At 66.6% G+C, this 18,186-nt stretch carries 15 protein-coding genes; 4 read left to right on the top strand and 11 right to left on the bottom strand.

Translation table 11 applies throughout. The features are described from left to right. Positions 1-241: 241 nt before the first annotated feature. Complete coding sequence (locus JI664_RS10545; protein ID WP_207013716.1) at positions 242-1,018, bottom strand: class I SAM-dependent methyltransferase; 777 nt, start codon at positions 1,016-1,018, stop codon at positions 242-244. A 106-nt stretch (positions 1,019-1,124) separates the two neighbouring features. Here JI664_RS10545 and gloB point away from each other — a divergent pair, with 106 nt between their 5' ends. Further along, on the top strand, positions 1,125-1,877 hold the full coding sequence (gene gloB / locus JI664_RS10540) for a hydroxyacylglutathione hydrolase (RefSeq protein ID WP_207013715.1): 753 nt from the start codon (positions 1,125-1,127) through the stop codon (positions 1,875-1,877). Positions 1,878-2,214: 337 nt separating this feature from the next. Next, the gene (gene clpA, locus JI664_RS10535) at positions 2,215-4,533 is read left to right on the top strand and encodes an ATP-dependent Clp protease ATP-binding subunit ClpA (RefSeq protein ID WP_207013714.1); all 2,319 of its coding nucleotides are present in this window, start codon (positions 2,215-2,217) and stop codon (positions 4,531-4,533) included. Positions 4,534-4,608: 75 nt separating this feature from the next. On the opposite strand, the gene JI664_RS10530 is transcribed toward clpA, so the two are convergent. Both JI664_RS10530 and JI664_RS10525 read right to left on the bottom strand, forming a co-directional pair. Then, on the bottom strand, positions 4,609-6,111 hold the full coding sequence (locus JI664_RS10530; RefSeq protein WP_207013713.1) for an aldehyde dehydrogenase family protein: 1,503 nt from the start codon (positions 6,109-6,111) through the stop codon (positions 4,609-4,611). A 192-nt stretch (positions 6,112-6,303) separates the two neighbouring features. Continuing rightward, the gene (locus JI664_RS10525; RefSeq protein WP_207013712.1) at positions 6,304-7,008 is read right to left on the bottom strand and encodes a corrinoid protein; all 705 of its coding nucleotides are present in this window, start codon (positions 7,006-7,008) and stop codon (positions 6,304-6,306) included. A 196-nt stretch (positions 7,009-7,204) separates the two neighbouring features. Here JI664_RS10525 and JI664_RS10520 point away from each other — a divergent pair, with 196 nt between their 5' ends. Then, complete coding sequence (locus JI664_RS10520) at positions 7,205-8,275, top strand: PA0069 family radical SAM protein (protein WP_207013711.1); 1,071 nt, start codon at positions 7,205-7,207, stop codon at positions 8,273-8,275. 38 nt (positions 8,276-8,313) lie between these two features. On the opposite strand, the gene JI664_RS10515 is transcribed toward JI664_RS10520, so the two are convergent. From JI664_RS10515 to JI664_RS10485, 7 genes are all read right to left on the bottom strand, one after another. Beyond that, a complete protein-coding gene (locus tag JI664_RS10515) occupies positions 8,314-8,586 on the bottom strand; it encodes a glycine zipper 2TM domain-containing protein (RefSeq protein WP_207013710.1) in 273 nt (90 codons plus the stop codon). A gap of 169 nt (positions 8,587-8,755) precedes the next feature. Further along, a complete protein-coding gene (gene scpB, locus JI664_RS10510) occupies positions 8,756-9,334 on the bottom strand; it encodes an SMC-Scp complex subunit ScpB (protein WP_286174052.1) in 579 nt (192 codons plus the stop codon). A gap of 104 nt (positions 9,335-9,438) precedes the next feature. Continuing rightward, on the bottom strand, positions 9,439-10,254 hold the full coding sequence (locus tag JI664_RS10505) for a segregation and condensation protein A (RefSeq protein ID WP_207013708.1): 816 nt from the start codon (positions 10,252-10,254) through the stop codon (positions 9,439-9,441). A 37-nt stretch (positions 10,255-10,291) separates the two neighbouring features. Further along, positions 10,292-11,272 carry a glycoside hydrolase family 3 N-terminal domain-containing protein gene (locus JI664_RS10500; RefSeq protein WP_207013707.1) on the bottom strand — a complete coding sequence of 327 codons (981 nt, stop codon included), beginning with the start codon at positions 11,270-11,272 and terminating at the stop codon, positions 10,292-10,294. 7 nt (positions 11,273-11,279) lie between these two features. After that, positions 11,280-12,533: an SPOR domain-containing protein gene (locus JI664_RS10495; protein WP_207013706.1), complete on the bottom strand. Its 1,254-nt coding sequence runs from the start codon at positions 12,531-12,533 to the stop codon at positions 11,280-11,282. Between the two features lie 185 nt (positions 12,534-12,718). Next, the gene (gene argS, locus JI664_RS10490) at positions 12,719-14,461 is read right to left on the bottom strand and encodes an arginine--tRNA ligase (protein ID WP_207013705.1); all 1,743 of its coding nucleotides are present in this window, start codon (positions 14,459-14,461) and stop codon (positions 12,719-12,721) included. 172 nt (positions 14,462-14,633) lie between these two features. Then, the gene (locus JI664_RS10485; RefSeq protein WP_207013704.1) at positions 14,634-15,833 is read right to left on the bottom strand and encodes a deoxyguanosinetriphosphate triphosphohydrolase; all 1,200 of its coding nucleotides are present in this window, start codon (positions 15,831-15,833) and stop codon (positions 14,634-14,636) included. 203 nt (positions 15,834-16,036) lie between these two features. Between JI664_RS10485 and JI664_RS10480 the strand changes: the two genes are divergently transcribed. Next, positions 16,037-16,366 carry a HesB/IscA family protein gene (locus JI664_RS10480; RefSeq protein ID WP_207013703.1) on the top strand — a complete coding sequence of 110 codons (330 nt, stop codon included), beginning with the start codon at positions 16,037-16,039 and terminating at the stop codon, positions 16,364-16,366. A gap of 134 nt (positions 16,367-16,500) precedes the next feature. On the opposite strand, the gene JI664_RS10475 is transcribed toward JI664_RS10480, so the two are convergent. Continuing rightward, positions 16,501-18,177: a cation:proton antiporter gene (locus JI664_RS10475; RefSeq protein WP_207013702.1), complete on the bottom strand. Its 1,677-nt coding sequence runs from the start codon at positions 18,175-18,177 to the stop codon at positions 16,501-16,503. Positions 18,178-18,186 lie beyond the last annotated feature (9 nt).

Here is an 18,186-nt window from a genome sequence, read left to right as displayed (position 1 = left end):
TAGCAACCATCAACGAGACGTGAATGGCCGCCTTGTTAGCGCTTAGCGCGGGGGCGGTAAGTCAGATTGTCGCAGCCCGGACCCTTTCCCGGGCAAGAACGGCGCCGCGGCGCAGAAAGCCCCGCATGTCAACGCCTAATCCATACTGTCCATGTTTATTATCACCCTCCGGCACATTGATTTCGCGCGTTAAAGATTCGCAACAGATTCGGTCTTGCCCCGGCCCCGCCGCGACCCTGCGTCACCGCCCCGGGTCAGTGTCCTGCGGCCGTCGCCACGCGGGCTGCGCGCCGCTCACCGGAATGCCTTCGAGCACCCGGAGCGGGGGACGTTCGGCCATGCGCAGCCCCCGCGGAGCGGCTGTGTCGCGGCGCATGATCTCGACCATCAGCACGCCACCCAAGCGGTCCGGCCCCCAGCGCCCGCCTGCGCGCTCCAGCGCCCGCGCCGAACGCAGCCAGAAACGCCGTGACGACGGCGGGAAGAACAGCGCCGAGGTATGCGCCGAACAGACGAAATCCGCCTCGCGCATCAGCCGCTCGATCTGTCCGCGCGAATAGGGCCGCCCGAAGCCGAACGGCGTCAGATCCGAGCGCGCCCACAACCCGCCCCGGCTGGGCACCACGATCAGCGCCCTGCCCTGCGGCGCAAGCACGCGGTGCATCTCGTCCAGCAGCGCCAGCGGCGTATCGCAGGTTTCCAGCCCGTGCATCAGGACCAGCCGGTCGATGCTGTCATTGGCAAGCGGCCAGCGCGCCTCGTCACACAGAACGGAGTGATTGGGCCCCTCGGCGGGCCAGTGCATGACCCCCTGCGGCGCGGGCATCAGCCCGATCACCCGCTCGGCCACGCCCAGAAACGGGCGCAGAAGCGGCACGGCAAAGCCATAGCCCGCGACGTTCAGCCCCCGGACATCGCCCCAGCGTGCCACGACCCGGTCGCGCACGCCTTTCTGAGCCGCGCGCCCGAGCTGACTGCGATAGTAGAAATCCCGCAACTGGTGTACGTCGAGATGCATAGCCCTCGGTATCTGCGCTGTGTTTGGCCCTTGACGGGCGCGTGCGAGACTGCACCCTGCCCCATCGCATCCACTTTGCAAAGCCGCGATTGACGCAGGAGTTCCCATGACAATCGAGATCGTCCGCTGCCTTCAGGACAATTACGCCTATCTGGTCCACGACGCGGCCTCGGGTGACACCACCCTGATCGACGCCCCCGAAGCCGCGCCGATCCTTGCCGCGCTCGACCGCCTCGGCTGGTCGCTGGTGCGAATTTACATCACCCACCATCACAACGATCATATCGGCGCCGTGCCCGAACTGGTCGAGAAAACCGGCGCCAAGGTCTACGGGGCGCAGGCCGATGCCCATCGCCTGCCACCGCTCGACCACGCCTTCGCCCCCGGCGACACCCTGCCCGGCGGGGCCGAGGTCCTCGACGCGCCCGGCCACACGATCGGGCATGTCGCGTTCCACTATCCCGACCGCGCCGCGCTGTTCAGCGCCGACAGCCTGATGACCCATGGCTGCGGGCGGCTGTTCGAGGGCACGCCCGACCAGATGTTCGACACGATCGAGCGCTTCAACCAGCTTCCCGACCAGACCCGTATCCTGTCGGGCCACGACTATGCCGCCGCGAATCTGACCTTCGCCGCGAAATACGCGCCCGATGCTGATGCGCTCGCCGCGCGGCAGGCCGAATTGCCCGTTCTGGCCGAGAAAAAACTGCCCACAACCGGCACCACCCTTGAAAGTGAGCGGCTTCTGAACCCATATTTGCGCTGTCACCTCTCAAAGGTGGCCGAGGCGGCTGGCGTTCCCGGTGCCTCTGCACGCGAAGTTCTGGCCGCGATCCGGCGGCAGAAAGACAACGCGTAACTGCTGGTCGCCGTGCTGCGCGACCTTGGTGGCGGAAATGGCAGAGCATTCGGTCAACGCACAATAAGTTCAGCCCTGCGGCGCCCGCTTGGCGCCCCGGGGCGATATGGTCGGAAACTGCCGCACATTCAGGCGCTGACCGGAGCGATTATGACGCCTCAAAAGGCATCAAACTGAATCGTGACGCATTTCTGTAGCAGAAAACACTTGAAGCGCCGCCGGGAAAACCAAAGTTTAATTAGATGGACCCACCTTGTGGTGGCCCGGACCCGGTGGAACGCTACCCACCGATCCGCCCCTGCGGCTGACACGCCGCGCAAGCTGAAGGAGCAAGACCGTGCCCTCGTTTTCCGCGACCCTCGAACAGGCGATCCACGGCGCGCTGGCCCTGGCCAATACCCGCCGGCACGAGCTTGCCACGCTCGAGCACTTGCTGCTCGCGCTGCTCGACGAACCCGAAGCCGCCCGCGTCATGCAGGCCTGTAACGTAGATATCGACGAGCTTCGCAAGACGCTCGACGACTTTATCGACGATGACCTTTCGACACTGATCACCAATGTCGAAGGCTCGGAAGCGGTGCCCACCGCCGCGTTCCAGCGCGTGATCCAGCGTGCGGCGATTCATGTGCAAAGCTCGGGACGCAACGAAGTGACCGGCGCCAATGTGCTGGTCGCGATCTTTGCCGAACGCGAATCGAACGCCGCCTATTTCCTGCAAGAGCAGGACATGACCCGCTACGACGCGGTCAACTTCATCGCCCATGGCGTGGCCAAGAATCCCGGCTTCTCCGAAGCGCGCCCCGTTTCGGGCGCTGAAGAGGGTCAGGGCGAAGCACAACAGGCCAAGACCGATCCCAAGGATTCGGCGCTGGCCAAGTATTGCGTCGATCTGAACGCCAAGTCCCGCAAGGGCGATGTCGATCCGCTGATCGGCCGCTCGTCGGAAGTCGAGCGCTGCATTCAGGTGCTCTGCCGCCGCCGCAAGAACAACCCGCTTCTGGTGGGCGATCCCGGCGTGGGCAAGACCGCGATTGCCGAAGGTCTGGCCAAGAAGATCGTCGATGGCGAAACCCCCGACATTCTTGCCGGTTCGACCATCTATTCGCTCGATATGGGCGCGTTGCTGGCGGGCACCCGCTATCGCGGCGATTTCGAAGAGCGGCTGAAAGCCGTGGTGAAAGAGCTAGAAGAGCATGAGGACGCCGTCCTTTTCATCGACGAGATCCACACCGTGATCGGCGCCGGCGCGACCTCGGGCGGGGCGATGGATGCCTCGAACCTGCTCAAGCCCGCGCTGCAGGGCGGCAAGCTGCGCTGCATGGGCTCGACCACCTACAAGGAGTTCCGTCAGCACTTCGAAAAAGACCGCGCGCTCAGCCGCCGGTTCCAGAAGATCGACGTGAACGAACCTTCGGTCGAGGATTCGGTGAAGATCCTGATGGGGCTGAAGCCCTATTTCGAAAAGCACCACGATCTGCGCTACACCAATGATGCGATCCGCACTGCGGTTGAACTGGCTTCGCGCTATATCAACGACCGCAAACTGCCCGACAAGGCGATCGACGTGATCGACGAAGCGGGCGCGGCGCAGCATCTTCTGGCCCCCACCAAGCGCCGGAAAACCGTGTCGCCCAAGGAGATCGAGGCCGTAGTCGCCAAGATTGCCCGCATCCCGCCGAAAAGCGTGTCCAAGAACGACACCGAGATGTTGCGCGATCTGGAAACGACGCTCAAACGCGTGGTCTTCGGTCAGGATTCGGCCATCGAACAGCTCAGCTCGGCCATCAAGCTGGCCCGGGCAGGTCTGCGCGAACCCGAAAAGCCGATCGGCAACTACCTGTTCGCGGGTCCGACCGGCGTCGGCAAGACCGAGGTGGCGAAACAGCTGGCGAACACGCTGGGTGTCGAACTGCTGCGCTTCGACATGTCGGAATACATGGAGAAACACGCGGTCTCGCGCCTGATCGGTGCGCCGCCGGGCTATGTCGGCTTCGATCAGGGCGGGCTTCTGACCGATGGCGTCGACCAGCATCCGCATTGCGTGCTGCTGCTTGACGAGATCGAAAAGGCCCACCCGGATGTCTACAACATCCTGCTGCAGGTCATGGACCACGGGAAGCTGACCGATCATAACGGTCGTCAGGTCGATTTCCGCAACGTGATCCTGATCATGACCTCGAACGCGGGGGCGGCCGAACAGGCCAAGGCCGCGATCGGCTTCGGGCGCGACCGGCGCGAGGGCGAGGATACCGCCGCCATCGAGCGGACCTTTACGCCCGAGTTCCGCAACCGTCTGGACGCGGTCATCAGCTTCGGCCCGCTGGGCAAGAAGACCATCTTCAAGGTCGTCGAGAAGTTCGTGCTGCAACTCGAAGCGCAGCTCATGGACCGCAACGTCACCTTCGAGCTGTCGGAAGATGCCGCCGCCTGGCTGGGCGAAAAGGGTTACGACGACAAGATGGGCGCCCGCCCGCTTGCCCGCGTGATCCAGGAGAACGTCAAGAAGCCGCTGGCCGAGGAATTGCTGTTCGGCCGGTTGACCAAGGGCGGTCTGGTCCGGGTGATCGTGCGCGACGACAAGATCGCGCTCGAGATCGAGGAATCCGACAAGCCCCGACTTTCGGGCTCGAAGCCGCCGCTTCTGACGGCGGACTGACCTCTGGCCCTCGCCAATGCAAAAGGCGCCCCTCGGGGCGCCTTTTTTCATGACGTATCAAGCTGTTGAGGCCGCTCAGACGTCGAACTTCACGCCCTGCGCCAGCGGCAGCTCGGCCGAGTAGTTCACCGTGTTGGTCGCGCGCCGCATATAGCCTTTCCACGCATCCGAACCGCTTTCGCGCCCGCCGCCGGTCTCTTTCTCGCCACCGAACGCGCCACCGATCTCGGCCCCCGACGGGCCGATATTCACATTGGATATGCCGCAATCCGAGCGTTGCAGGAACTCTTCCGCCTCGCGCAGATCCAGCGTGAAGATGCACGACGACAGCCCTTGCGGCACCGCGTTCTGCAGCGTGATCGCGTCGTCGAGATCGTCATAGCCCATGACATACAGGATTGGCGCAAAGGTTTCCTCGCGCACCACATCGGTCTGGCCCGGCATCTCGACCACGGCGGGCGCGATATAGGCCCCGCCTTCGGGCGCATCGGTGGCGTCCGTGCCCCCATGCACCGTGCCACCATCCTTGCGCGCCCGCTCCAGCGCGGCCTGCATCCGCTCGCGCGCCTCGGCGTCGATGAGCGGGCCGACCAGCGTGCCCGCCTTGCGCGGATCGCCGATGGGCAGCGTCGCATAGGCGGCGACCAGACGGTCCACCAAGGCCTCGCGCACCGAGTTATGCACGATCAGCCGCCGCAGCGAGGTGCAACGCTGGCCCGCCGTCCCCACCGCCGAGAACACGATAGCACGCACCGCCATGTCCAGATCGGCCGAGGGCGCAACGATCATCGCATTGTTGCCGCCAAGCTCCAGAATCGAGCGGCCGAACCGCTTGGCCACTTCGGGCCCGACGATCCGCCCCATCCGCGTCGAGCCGGTAGCAGAGACGATCGGCACATCGGGCGAGGCGGTCAGAGCCGCGCCCAGATCGGCGCCGCCGATCACCACCTGCAACAGGTCCTCGGGCGCGTCGCCAAACCGCTCAAGCGCGCGGGCGAAGATCTTTGCGCAGGCCAGCGCGGTCAGCGGCGCTTTTTCGGACGGTTTCCAGATCACCGGATCGCCGCAAACCAGCGCCAGCGCCGTGTTCCACGACCACACCGCGACGGGGAAGTTGAAAGCGGTAATCACCGCCGCCGGCCCCAGCGGATGCCACGTTTCGCGCATCACGTGGCCGGGACGTTCCGAGGCGATGGTCAGCCCGTAAAGCTGCCGCGACAGGCCCACGGCGAAGTCGCAGATGTCGATCATCTCCTGCACTTCGCCAAGGCCCTCGGACACGATCTTGCCGGCTTCCAGCGTGACCAGCGCCCCCAGCGCGTCTTTCGAGGCGCGCAGTTCTTCACCCAACAGGCGGATCAGCTCGCCCCGGCGCGGAGCGGGCACCCGGCGCCACGCGTCGAAGGCCGTGCTTGCGCGCGCGATGATCGCGGGCATGTCGCCGACCGGCGTCTCGGTCAGCTCGGCGATCACCGCGCCGTCTATGGGGCTGGTAACGGCGAGCGTGCCGCCCTTGAGCTCGGCCTCGTCGAACCCGCAGGAAGCGAGGATCTCGGTGGCGGAAGAAAGATCGGTCATGGGACTCTCCGGTATCTCATTGCGCGCCGAGGATAGGCAGGCTCAGGGCCGGGCGAAAGGGGGCGCGGCGCCTTCCCGCCCAAGGACGCGGCGTCCCTGCCCCGGCCTGCCGTTCCTGCAGGGGGCGCGGCGCCAAAGGAAAAGGCCCGCGCCGAAGCGAGGGCCTTTCACCTTTGCCGGGCAGCGTCGCAATCAGGGATGCGCCGAGCCCTGGTTATGCTTGCGCGCGACCAGCGTCTTCGCCGTTTCGACCGCGACGGCGGCATCGCGGCAATAGGCATCCGCGCCGATGGCCCGGCCGAATTCGTCGTTCAGCGGCGCCCCACCCACGAGGATGATGAAATCGTCGCGCATGCCCTTTTCCTTCATCGTGTCGATCACGACTTTCATGTAGGGCATCGTCGTAGTCAGCAGCGCCGACATGCCGAGGATATCGGCCCCTTCGGATTCCAGCGCTTCGATGTATTTCTCGACCGGGTTGTTGATGCCGATATCGACAACCTCGAAGCCCGCGCCTTCCATCATCATGCCGACAAGGTTCTTGCCGATGTCGTGGATGTCGCCCTTCACGGTGCCGATCACCATCTTGCCCATGCGCGGCGCGCCGGTCTCGGCCAGAAGCGGCTTCAGGATGGCCATGCCCGCCTTCATCGCGTTGGCGGCCAGCAGCACTTCGGGGACGAACAGGATACCGTCGCGGAAATCGTGACCGACGATGGTCATGCCGGCGACGAGCGCCTTGGTGAGCACGTCGTAAGGCGTCCAGCCGCGTTCCAGAAGGATATTGACGCCCTCTTCGATCTCGTCCTTGAGGCCGTCATAGAGGTCGTCCATCATCTGCGCGACAAGGTCTTCGTCACTGAGTTCCGACAGGATGATGTCGTCGTCCTCGGCCATGGCATGCTTCCCTGAATAGAGGTCTTTCCTCACTGATTGCGGCAGAACATGACTCGTCACTGCGCCATTCACGACATGCGCCGTCTGAAAGGCGACAACAAGAGGTGCTTTGCGGCAAAGACTTGAAAATTGTTCATGTTATGTTCAGATGATTTTCATGTCCCAATCGCCGAAAACTGCGTCGCAGACCGATCTGATGAAGAATCCGACCCGCCGCGCACGGGCGCGGGGCACGCTGGCGCAACCCGCGCCGCGATTCGATGCGCAGAGCCGCCACTATGAGGATGACGGCTGGGACCTGCCCGACGACGCCCCCGACATCGCGCGCGAGGTTCGCCTTGAAGAGCCGCGCAGCGCGATTTCGTGGAACCAGTCGCCGGATCTGGGCTTCGATCGGGCGGTCAACGCCTATCGCGGCTGTGAACATGGCTGCATCTATTGCTATGCCCGCCCGACCCATGCCTATCTCGGCCTGTCGCCGGGGCTGGATTTCGAAACCCGGCTTATCGCCCGGCCCAACGCCGCCGAGGTTCTGGCGCGCGAGATCGGGCGCAAGGGCTACCGCGTGCAGCCGATGGCGCTGGGGACGAATACCGATCTGTGGCAGCCTATCGAGGCACAGCACCGCATCGCCCGGTCAATTCTGCAGGTGCTCAGCGACTGGAACCATCCGGTGACGATCACCACGCGCGGCGCGCTGATCGAACGCGACATCGACCTGCTGTCGGACATGGCGCGGCGCAATCTGGTCGATGTGGGGATCACGGTGACCACGCTCGACACGGCCCTCGCCCGCGCGATGGAGCCCCGCGCGCCCACCCCCGCGCGCAGGCTCGCCATCATCCGCGCGCTGGCCGAAGCGGGGATCCCCGTGCGGCTGATGATGGGGCCGATCATCCCGGGACTGACCGATCACGAAGCCGAAGCGATCCTTGAAGCCGCGCGCAACGCCGGGGCACGCTCGGCGTGGTGGGCGCTGCTGAGGCTGCCGGGCGAGGTCAGCGCGCTGTTTCAGGACTGGCTGCAAGAGCACCGTCCGAACCACGCGGCCAAGGTGATGAAACTCTTGCGCGAAATGCGCGGCGGTCGCGATTACGACCCGGAATTCCACACCCGGTTCCGGGGGCGCGGCGCCTATGCCGAGCTGCTGGCCCAGCGGATAGGAAAAGCCCGCGCGCGGCTTGGCTATATCCAGATCCAGCCGGACCTCGATTGCGGGCAATTCCGCAAGCCGCCGCGCGCGGGCGATCAACTCAGCCTATTCTGACCGGACACGCGGTCCGGTCCAAACAAACCGCCCTGCGATCAGACGCAGGCGCCGGTGTAGTAGGTACCGTCGCCGTTCGAATAGGCGCACTGTCCGGTATTCTGGTTACGCGCGACCAGCGCACCGGCGGCAGCGCCGCCGAGGGCCGCGACGATGGTCCAGTTCGGGTTCGCGTTCAGCGCGTCGGCAAGCACGAGCCCGCCCGCAGCGCCGGCCAGACCGCCCAGAGCCGTACGTTCGTTGTTCGACATGGTGCAAGCACCCAGGCTGAGGCTGGCGATCGCGGCGGTGGCGAGGATCATGGATTTCATAGATGGTCTCCTATTCGTGAACACGGCGTAAACGCGCGCTGATCCAACAAGTTCCACGAAACAATCACACTATCGAGCGCAAAGCCGCGACACGCGCCCGCATGGGCGGATTGGCGCCGGGCGGATGCTCGCCGCAGCTGCGCGGCGTCGCGGGCGGCGATAGCCCCGATCAATCCTCGAAAAGCTCGGTCTGGCCGGGATCTTCGGGTTCGTCGTCGTCATCCGACAGCGTCGCGCCGGGCATCCCGCGACTGTCCAGAAGCCCCGCCTCGCGCAGTTCTTTCAGCCCCGGCAGATCGCGCGGCGTTTCCAGCCCGAAATGGTCGAGGAAATCGCCCGTCACCACGAAGGTCAGCGGCCGCCCCGGCGTCATCCGCCGCCGACCGAAGCGGATCCAGCCCATCTCCATCAACAGGTCGATCGTGCCGCGCGACAGCGACACGCCCCGGATCTCTTCGATCTCGGCACGGGTCACGGGCTGATGATAAGCGATGATGGCGAGGGTTTCGATGGCGGCGCGGCTCAGCTTGCGCTGCTCGACCTGCTCGGTGCGCATCAGCCAGCCCAGATCCGCCGCCGTGCGCATGGCCCAGGCATCCCCCACCCGCACCAGATGTACGCCACGCCCGGCATAGCGGTTGCGCAGATGCACCAGCGCTTCGGCCACGTCGCAGCCCTCGGGCAGGCGCTTGGTCAGTTCGGCCATGGTTACCGGCTCGGCCGAGGCGAACAGCACGGCCTCGATCATCCGCTCTTGCTCGGCGATGGGCGGCACCGGGAACAGGCCGGGCGTGTCGTTGGGGTCGCGCTTTTCGGCGGGCGTGACTTGGGTTTCGGTCGGGTCGTTTTCGGTCATGACGGATCCTGTGTCCGGTCGTCGCGGCGCCCGTCCTGCCGGACGCGCACCCGGATCGGCGCGAAGGTCTCGGATTGCTGGATATCGAGCCGCCCCTGCTTGGCCAGTTCCAGCGACGCAGCAAAGGTCGAGGCCAGAGCTGAGCGCCGCCGCGATCCTGCCAGCCGCCAGCCCGGCGGCAGGAAGCCTGCCAGATCCGACCAGTTCACCGCCTCGCCGATCATGCCACGCAGGCGCTCCAGCGCGGTTTCCAGCGGGTAGATATCGGTTCGGTCAAAGGCATAGGGCCGGAAATCGTCGCGCGTCCTGAGCCGGGCATAGGCCTGAACCAGTTCCAGCAAGGTCGCGGTATGCTGGGTGCGTTTCTCGATTGCGTGCGTCTCAGGAGCACCCCGCGCGAAGAATTCCCGCCCCAGCCGGTCGCGCCCCATCAGCCGCCCCGAGGCTTCGCGCATCGCTTCCAGACGTTCCAGCTGGAAGGCCAGATGCGCGGCGAGATCCTCGGCACTCGGGCCCTCTTCCGTGGGATCAGGCGGCAGCAGCAGACGCGATTTAAGGAAGGCGAGCCACGCGGCCATCACGAGGTAGTCGGCGGCCAGTTCGATCCGAAGCGCGCGCGCGGCCTCGACGAAACGCAGATACTGCTCAGCCAGTTGCAGCACCGAGATCTTGCGCAGATCGACCTTCTGGCGGCGCGACAGCGTCAGCAACAGGTCGAGTGGCCCCTCATAGCCATCGACATCGACGATGAGCGCCTCATCGTCGAGCCGGGCGGCAATGGCATCGCCCGTCTGCGGCGCGGCGTCGGTCATGCTGGCGTGGTGCCTTCCGGTGTTCGGGCCCTGATGCTCAGGCCGTGCGGGTCAGGCGTTCAAATTCGGCATTGGCGGCTGCGATGTCAATCGGCTCGGGCGCATGGCGCGCGGCGAGCGCCCGCTCGGCACGCTTTGCCGCCTGCCCGTCCAACAGGCCGACCGCCCCGACGACGCCCGCCATCTCGGCCAGATCGCCCGAACAATGCAACGCGATATCGCAGCCCGCCGCAATCGCGCGCGCGGCCCGCTCGGGGATCGTGCCGCCCAGGGCGTTCATGTTCAGATCGTCGGTCAGCAACAACCCGTCAAATCCCAGAACGTCGCGCAGATGGCGCAGAACGACCGGCGAATGCGTCCCCGGCGCATCCGGATCGAGCGCCTCGTAAACCACATGCGCAGACATCCCCAGCGGAAGATCGGCCAGCGCGCGCACGGGTACGAAATCCCGCGCGTCCAGATCGGCCAGCGAGGCATGGCAGCGCGGCAGGTCCACATGGCTGTCGGCATTCGCCGCGCCATGGCCGGGCAGATGCTTGATGACCGGCAAAACGCCGCCCGCCAGCATCCCCTCGGCCGCCGCGCGCGCCGTCTCGGACACCGCCACGGGCGTCCCGGCCCAGATCCGGCGCTGCAGGAAGGGATGCGTCTCAGGCCCCGCCACGTCGATCACCGGGGCGCAATTGCCGTCAACACCGTGGCGCCGCAATTCATCGGCCATCAGCCGATGTCTGAGCCGTACCGCCGCGATGCCCCCCGTTTGTGCCGAGGCGTCGGGCCAGTCGCGCGCCAGCGGCGGGCGCAGGCGCTGCACCGTGCCGCCCTCCTGATCGACGAAGATGGGCGCGTCCCAGCCGACGATTTCGCGCAGGCGGTCGGTCAGCGCGCGAAGCTGCGCGCTGTCCTCGATATTGCGGCGAAACAGAATGAAGCCCCACGGGTCTGCCGCGCCGAAAAGCGCCGCCTCGTCCGGCAGGACGCTCGTGCCGGCCAACCCCAGAATGACCGCCCGACGCATCAGCCGGTCACCGGATCAGCGTCGGAATGCAGTCCAGATTCTCGGCGATCAGCATCGAGCAGAACCGCCGTGCCTCGGGCTCATCGGCGAACCCCGCCGCGCGCAGCCGGTAGAACACCCGCCCGCCCGAGGTTGCCGCCTCGACCACGCGCCCGCGATCTTCAAGGAACGCAGGGAAGCGCTGGTTGATCGTATCCCAGGCCCGGCGCGCCGAATCCTCGTCCTGATAGATGCCGAGCTGCACCAGCCGTGTGCCGGGGGTCAGCGAATCGGGGTCGATATCGGTCACATCGGGCGCGCTGAGCCGTGTCACCAGCTCTTGCAGCAGCGCCTCGGCCTGCTGATCCCCCGATCCGTCCGTGTTCGACGCCACCTGCGTCGGTGCGGCGGGCGCCACGGGCTGCGCCGGGCGGCTTGCTGCCTGCGCCACGGCCTGCGCGTTGCGCGCACGCGGCATAGGCGAGCGTGAGACGCCGGGCACCGAGGCGGGCACCAGATCCAGCGGGGCGGGCTGCGCAGCGGCGGTCTGCACGGTGGCGGGCGCCGCGTCGCTCATCGCCGCCGCAACCGCTGCACCGACCGCATCGGGCGCGGTGATCGGCGCCGATGCGCCGGACGAGGCCCGCCGCGCGGTCATTTCTTCCCCGGCGCGGTCTTCCTCGGCCAGGCTCGCAGGGGGCGGCGCCAGCGCGATATTCTCGGCACTGCCATCGCTGTCGGATTGCGCGGCCACGGCGTTCACCGCAAGGCCCTGATAATTCGCCTGCCGTCCGCCCGGATCGTCGGGCGACGACCGGATCGGCCCGGCCAGCGCGCGGATCACCGGCACGCCGGTCACATCGCGCACCATCAGGCGGTAGGACCAGATCCCGACCCCGGCGACCAGCGCCACCGACAACAAAGCGCCGATGACGTTGACGGCTTTCACCGCGCGGTTCTGGCGCGGACCCGAAGGCGGCATCGAAGACCCCGCGCCCGGACCGGCATAGGGCGGCTCGACCGGGGGCATACCCTGCGGCGGATAGGCGGCCATGGGACGCGCGGGGGGATGCACAACCGGCTGCGCCGCCGGATAGGGCTGCGCATAGCCCTGCGGCTGCGGGGCGTGTTGAGGCGCGTGCTGCGGGACCGGGTGCGGCGCGCGGGCATAGCCCGAAGGCGCCGGCGCGGCCGGATAGGCCGGTGGATAGGGATGTCCCTGATAGCCGGGTTGCGCGGGCGGCGCCGGGGCATAGCCCGCCACGGGATCGCGCGTGCGCATCACCCCTGCCCCGTTACCCGAATACGGATTCGGTTGCGGACCGGGGGGTGCATACCCCTCGTAAAACCCATGTGCCATGCTCGCCTCACAAACCCGCCGGATTTTCCCGGTCTTGGCCTACATTCGAAAAACCCCTGCACGGATGTGCCTGTCCGGGGTCCCCAGCCGAGCGCCAGCCTGTATTTTCAGCGCATTTCTTCGACCGGAGTGACGCCAAGGATAGCAAGACCGGCAGAAATAACAACGCCAGTCGCGCGTGCCAGAGCGATTTTGGCGGCCATTGTGGCACGATCGTCCTGCACGAAGCGCAGAGAGGGCTCGTCATTGCCCTTGTTCCAGTGTCCGTGCAGGTCTGCGGCCAGCTCGGTCAGGTAGCCCGCGACGCGGTGCGGCTCATGCGCGCGCGCGGCAATTTCCACCTGACGCGGCCAATCGGCGAGCTTGCGGATCAGCGCGATCTCGGCGGGATGATCCAGCTTGGACAGATCCGCCCCGGCCAGTGCGGCATCCGAGGTATCGAGCCCCGCCTCGCCCGCCTTGCGCAGCACCGAGGCCACGCGAGCATGGGCGTATTGCACATACCAGACCGGGTTGTCGCGCGACTGTTCCAGCACCTTGTCGAAATCGAAGTCCAGCGGCGCGTCGTTCTTGCGCGTCAGCATCACGAAACGGGTCACATCGGCGCCCACCTCGTCAACCACGTCGCGCAGCGTGACAAAGGTGCCCGCGCGCTTCGACATCTTGAACGGCTCGCCGTTCTTGTAAAGCTTCACCAACTGGATCAGCTTGACGTCAAGCGGCACACGGCCATCCGACAGCGCTGCCACAGCCGCCTTCATGCGCTTGACATAGCCGCCGTGATCGGCGCCCAGAATGTCAATCAGCATATCGAAGCCGCGCTGCACCTTGTCGTCGTGATAGGCGATGTCGGGCGCGAAATAGGTCCAGGCGCCGTCCGATTTCTTCACCGGGCGGTCGACGTCGTCGCCATGCGCGGTCGATTTGAACAGCGTCTGCTCGCGCGGCTCCCAATCCTCGGGCGTCTTGCCCTTGGGCGGCTCCAGCACGCCCTCATAGATCAGGCCCATGCCGCGCAGCCGGTCGATCGCCGCTTCGATCTTGCCGGTGCCGTAAAGCGCCTTCTCGCTGGAATAGACGTCCATCTTCACGCCCAGCGCATCCAGATCGCCCCGGATCATCGCCATCATCGCTTCGGTGGCGAATTCGCGGATCACCGGCAGCCAATTGTGTTCTTGCATATGCAAGAACCGGTCGCCGAATTTCTCTTTCAGCTCCTCGCCCACCCGGATCAGGTAATCGCCGGGATAAAGGCCCTCGGCGATCTCGGGGCTCAGGCCATGCGCCTCGCGGTAGCGCTCGAACGCCGAGCGCGCCAGCACGTCGACCTGCGCGCCGCCATCGTTGATGTAATATTCGCGCGTGACCGCGTAGCCCGCGAAATCCAGCAGCGCAGCCAGCGCATCGCCCACCACGGCGCCACGCGTATGGCCCACATGCATCGGCCCCGTCGGGTTGGCCGAGACGAATTCCACGTTCACCTTGATGCCCGCGCCCAGCTGCGCGCGACCGAAATCCCTGCCATCCGACAACACTGCGCCGACGACCTTCTGCCATGCGCCGGGCACAAGCCGCAGGTTCAGAAACCCGGGCCCCGCGACCTCGGCCGAGGCCACGCGCGGATCGCCTGACAGCCTTGCCGCCAGCGCCTCGGCAATGTCACGCGGCTTGCGGCCCGCAGGCTTGGCCAGCACCATCGCCGCATTGGTCGCCATATCGCCATGCGCCGCGTCGCGCGGCGGCTCCACGGTCACGTTGGCGGTCTCGAGCCCCGCAGGCAGATCGCCCGCCTCGACCATCGCCTTCAGGCAGTCCAGCACCAGCTCACGGATATCGGTAAAGAGGTTCATCGTCGCGTCCTTTGCTGGCTCTGCACTACCATGGAAACCGCCAAGGTCAACACGGGCCCCGGCCCCGCCCCCGGCGCGCTCCTCGTTTCATTCTGCTGCAAATACTCATCCGGCGGTTCCCGCAGGCGCGACCGGCGGATTGAAGTCCACACCCGTCACCCCGACCCGCCCGTCACCCCGAAACGATATACCGCGTGAAGCGCGCCGAATCCGAGCCCAGCAACCGGGCATGTTCCTGCAGCGCGAAACGGTCGGTCATGCCCGCCACGTAATCGCACACGATCCGCGCCAGCGCCGCCTCGTCGCCCGCGCGGGCCACATCGCCGCGCCATTCCTCGGGCAGCGTCGCGGGATCGCTCATATAGAGCGTGAAGAGATCGCGCACCACTTCCGTCACCTCGGCGCGCATCGCCACCACTCGCTCGGCGCGGTACATCCGGGTGAACAGGAAGTGCCGGATCACCTTCAGCTCCCGGAATAGCCGGTCGGAAAAGCGGATGATCTTCGTCCCCAGATGCCGCACCGCATCCGCATCGGCGGGCTCTGCCGCCTGCAGGCGCGTATTGGCCACAAGGATCACGTCCTCGACCATCACGCCGAAGACCCGCCGCAAGGCCTCGTGGCGCCGCCGCATCTTGTCGAGCCCCGGATATTGCGCGTCCACCTCGGCAAAAGCGGGCCCGGTGATCGGAAGCGCCATCAGGTCCTCTTCCGAGAACAGCCCCGAGCGCAGCCCGTCATGCAGGTCGTGATGGTTATAGGCCACGTCATCGGCGATGGCCGCGACCTGCGCCTCGGCGCTGGCATAGGTCTGCAGCCACAGATCGTGCTGCGCGTTATACTCGGCCAGCGCGACCGGCAGCGCCTCTTTCAGCGGGCTGCCATCGGCGGCAAGGATCGGCCCGTTATGCTTGGCGATCCCTTCCAGCGTCTCCCATGTCAGGTTAAGCCCGTCGAAATCCGCGTAATGCCGCTCCAGCGAGGTGACGATCCTCAGCGCCTGCGCGTTGTGATCGAACCCGCCATAGGGCGCCATCAACTCGGACATCGCATCCTCGCCGGTATGGCCGAACGGCGTGTGGCCCAGATCATGCGCCAGCGCGATCGCCTCGGCCAGATCGGTATTCAGCCCCAGCGCGCCCGCCAGCGTGCGCGCCACCTGCGCCACCTCGATCGAATGGGTCAGCCGCGTGCGGTAATAATCGCCCTCATGTTCGATGAAGACCTGCGTCTTGTGCTTGAGGCGCCGGAAGGCCGAGGCATGGATGATCCGGTCGCGGTCGCGCTGAAACGGCGAGCGGAAGGTCGAGATACGCTCGGGGAACAGTCGGCCCCGGCTCTGGGCCGGGTCGGCGGCGAATGGGGCGGTCACAATGTCCACGGGCGGGTGCCCGGCTCCTGTCACGATACATGGATGACGGCGCGACGGCCGCCTTTTCCCGCCTATAACAGCGCGCGCGCGCCAAGACGAGGGGGGCCATGGGAAGCGACAATCGCCCCTTCCCCTTGAGAGCCGGGCCAAGTCTGACTACCTTGCCCGGTAACGACGTTCCCCATGCCGAAAAGGCCCCGCCCATGCTCAAGCTTCCGCCCCGCGTCACCGACCGCGCCTTCGACCGCCTCGCCGAAATCGCCGAGACCGCCGGCGGACCGCAGGTTCTGCGCGTCGCCGTCTCGGGCGGCGGCTGTTCGGGCTTTCAATACGAGATCACGCTCGACGCGCCCGAGGACGAGGATCTCGTGCTCAAAGGCAAGGGTCAGCAGGTGGTGATCGACCCCGTCTCGCTGCCCTTCCTCGAAAACGCGGTCATCGACTTCACCGAGGAACTCATCGGCGCGCGCTTCGTGATCGAAAACCCCAATGCCAGCTCAAGCTGCGGCTGCGGCATCAGCTTCTCGATGTAAGCGCCACCGCCCGGAACACGGGCCCCAAGCCTTCGCCCCGAAACCGCGCCCCATCTTTAATCCCCAAATATCCTGGGGGTCCGGGGGCAAAGCCCCCGGCGCTCACAACCGGCGCAAGGCCGGGCTTCGGGCGCCTACCGGCAACTCTCGGCAATCTTTTCCGCCGCCCGTTCCGCCGCATCCTCGAAAGGCGACAGAACCAGCGTGGCGCCCAGCACGCGGAACGTGTCGGCCTCGCCGCGATGGTTCACCGTGACGGCGATTTCCCCGTCATAGCCTGCCTCACGCAGCGCGTGCAGCAGCGCGGGATGGGCCGAGGCCTCGCTCAGCCCCCCGCGCCCCGGTGGTACGGCCGAGATCACCGCCCTCACCCCCCGCAGCGGCAGATGCGCCACGAATTCCGGATCGGTGGCATCGCCGAAATGCGCGTCCAGCCCCTTGGATTGCCAGTTGCGCAGCGCCTCGGGATCGAAATCGACGCCCAGAAGCCGGTAGCCGCGCGCCTTCAGCCCCTCGCCGATCCGGCAGCCATAGCGGCCCAGCCCCAGCACGAGGATATCGTAACCCGCGCCGGGCCGGTCGGGGCTGTCCTCGGCCTCTTCGCGCGTCTCGTGCCGGCGCTCAAGCGGCCTGAGCAGCGGCTCGACCAGACGGTGCAATCGGTGCGCGTAAGCGATGCCATAGACCGAAACGGCGATGGTGATGAGCGCGATCAGCGTCACGAGCGAGGCCGCCTCGTCGCTCACCAGCCCCAGCCCCGCGCCCATCGCCACGAAGATCAGCCCGAATTCTGAGATCTGTCCCAGTGTCACCCCGGCCAGAAACCCGGTGCGCGTGCGGTAGCCCATGGCATGGGTCAGCCCCAGCACGATCACCGGCTTGCCCAGCAGGACGAAGACCGACAACACCAGCGCGGGCGCCACCTGCGCCGCCAGCCCGTCCAGATCCAGCCCCGCGCCGAGGCTGAGGAAAAAGAACAGCAGCAGGAAGTCGCGCAGCGGCGCCAGCCTTGCGCCGATCGCGTCGCGAAACGGGGTCGAGGCCAGCGACACCCCGGCGGCCAGCCCGCCCAGCTCCTTGCCCAGCCCGACCATGTCCGCGGCGGCGGCAAATCCCGCGGCCCAGCCCACGGCAAAGATCACCACCAGTTCGGGCGCCTTCGCGATCCGGGCCAGCAGCGGCGCGGCCAGCCAGCGCACGAAGACCCAGACCACACCGATCATCGCCAGCGCGCCCGCCGCCATCGCCAGCGGACTGACGCCATGCCCGTCCGCGCCCGCGCCGCTTGCACCGCTGGCCGCCACCACGACCATGGCCGCCACGACGACGATGTCCTGCACGATCAGGATGCCCAGCGCGATGCGCCCGTGCAACGCGTCGATCTCGCGCTTGTCCGACAGCAGCTTGACCACGATGATGGTCGAGGAAAACGCCAGCGCCAGCGCCACGTAGATTGCCGTCGTCCAGTCAAAGCCCATGAGCCGCGCCAGCACCGCGCCCAGCCCGGTGCTGAGCGCCACCTGTCCCAGCCCCGCGACGATGGCCACAGCGCCCAGCGAGCGGATCAGCCCGACATCCAGCTTCAGCCCGACCAGAAACAGCAAAACCGCAATCGAGATCTGGCTCAGAAGGGCGATGAAATCCTCGGATTGCACCAGCCCCAGCGCCTCGGGCCCGGCAAGGATCCCGGCCGCGATAAAGGCCACGACCAGTGGCTGGCGCAGGGCAAGGCCCACAAGGCCCAGCCCTGCCGCCATGAGCACCAGCAGCGCGATCTCCAGAAAGACCGGAGCGAGAGAAGCGTCATGCATGGCGCGGCC

It is taken from the genome of Rhodobacter sp. NTK016B, from assembly GCF_017303295.1.
In the GTDB taxonomy this organism is placed as follows: domain Bacteria; phylum Pseudomonadota; class Alphaproteobacteria; order Rhodobacterales; family Rhodobacteraceae; genus Pararhodobacter.
The sequence above is the reverse complement of the archived record's forward strand: the minus strand, read 5'-3'. Positions and strand labels throughout refer to the sequence as shown.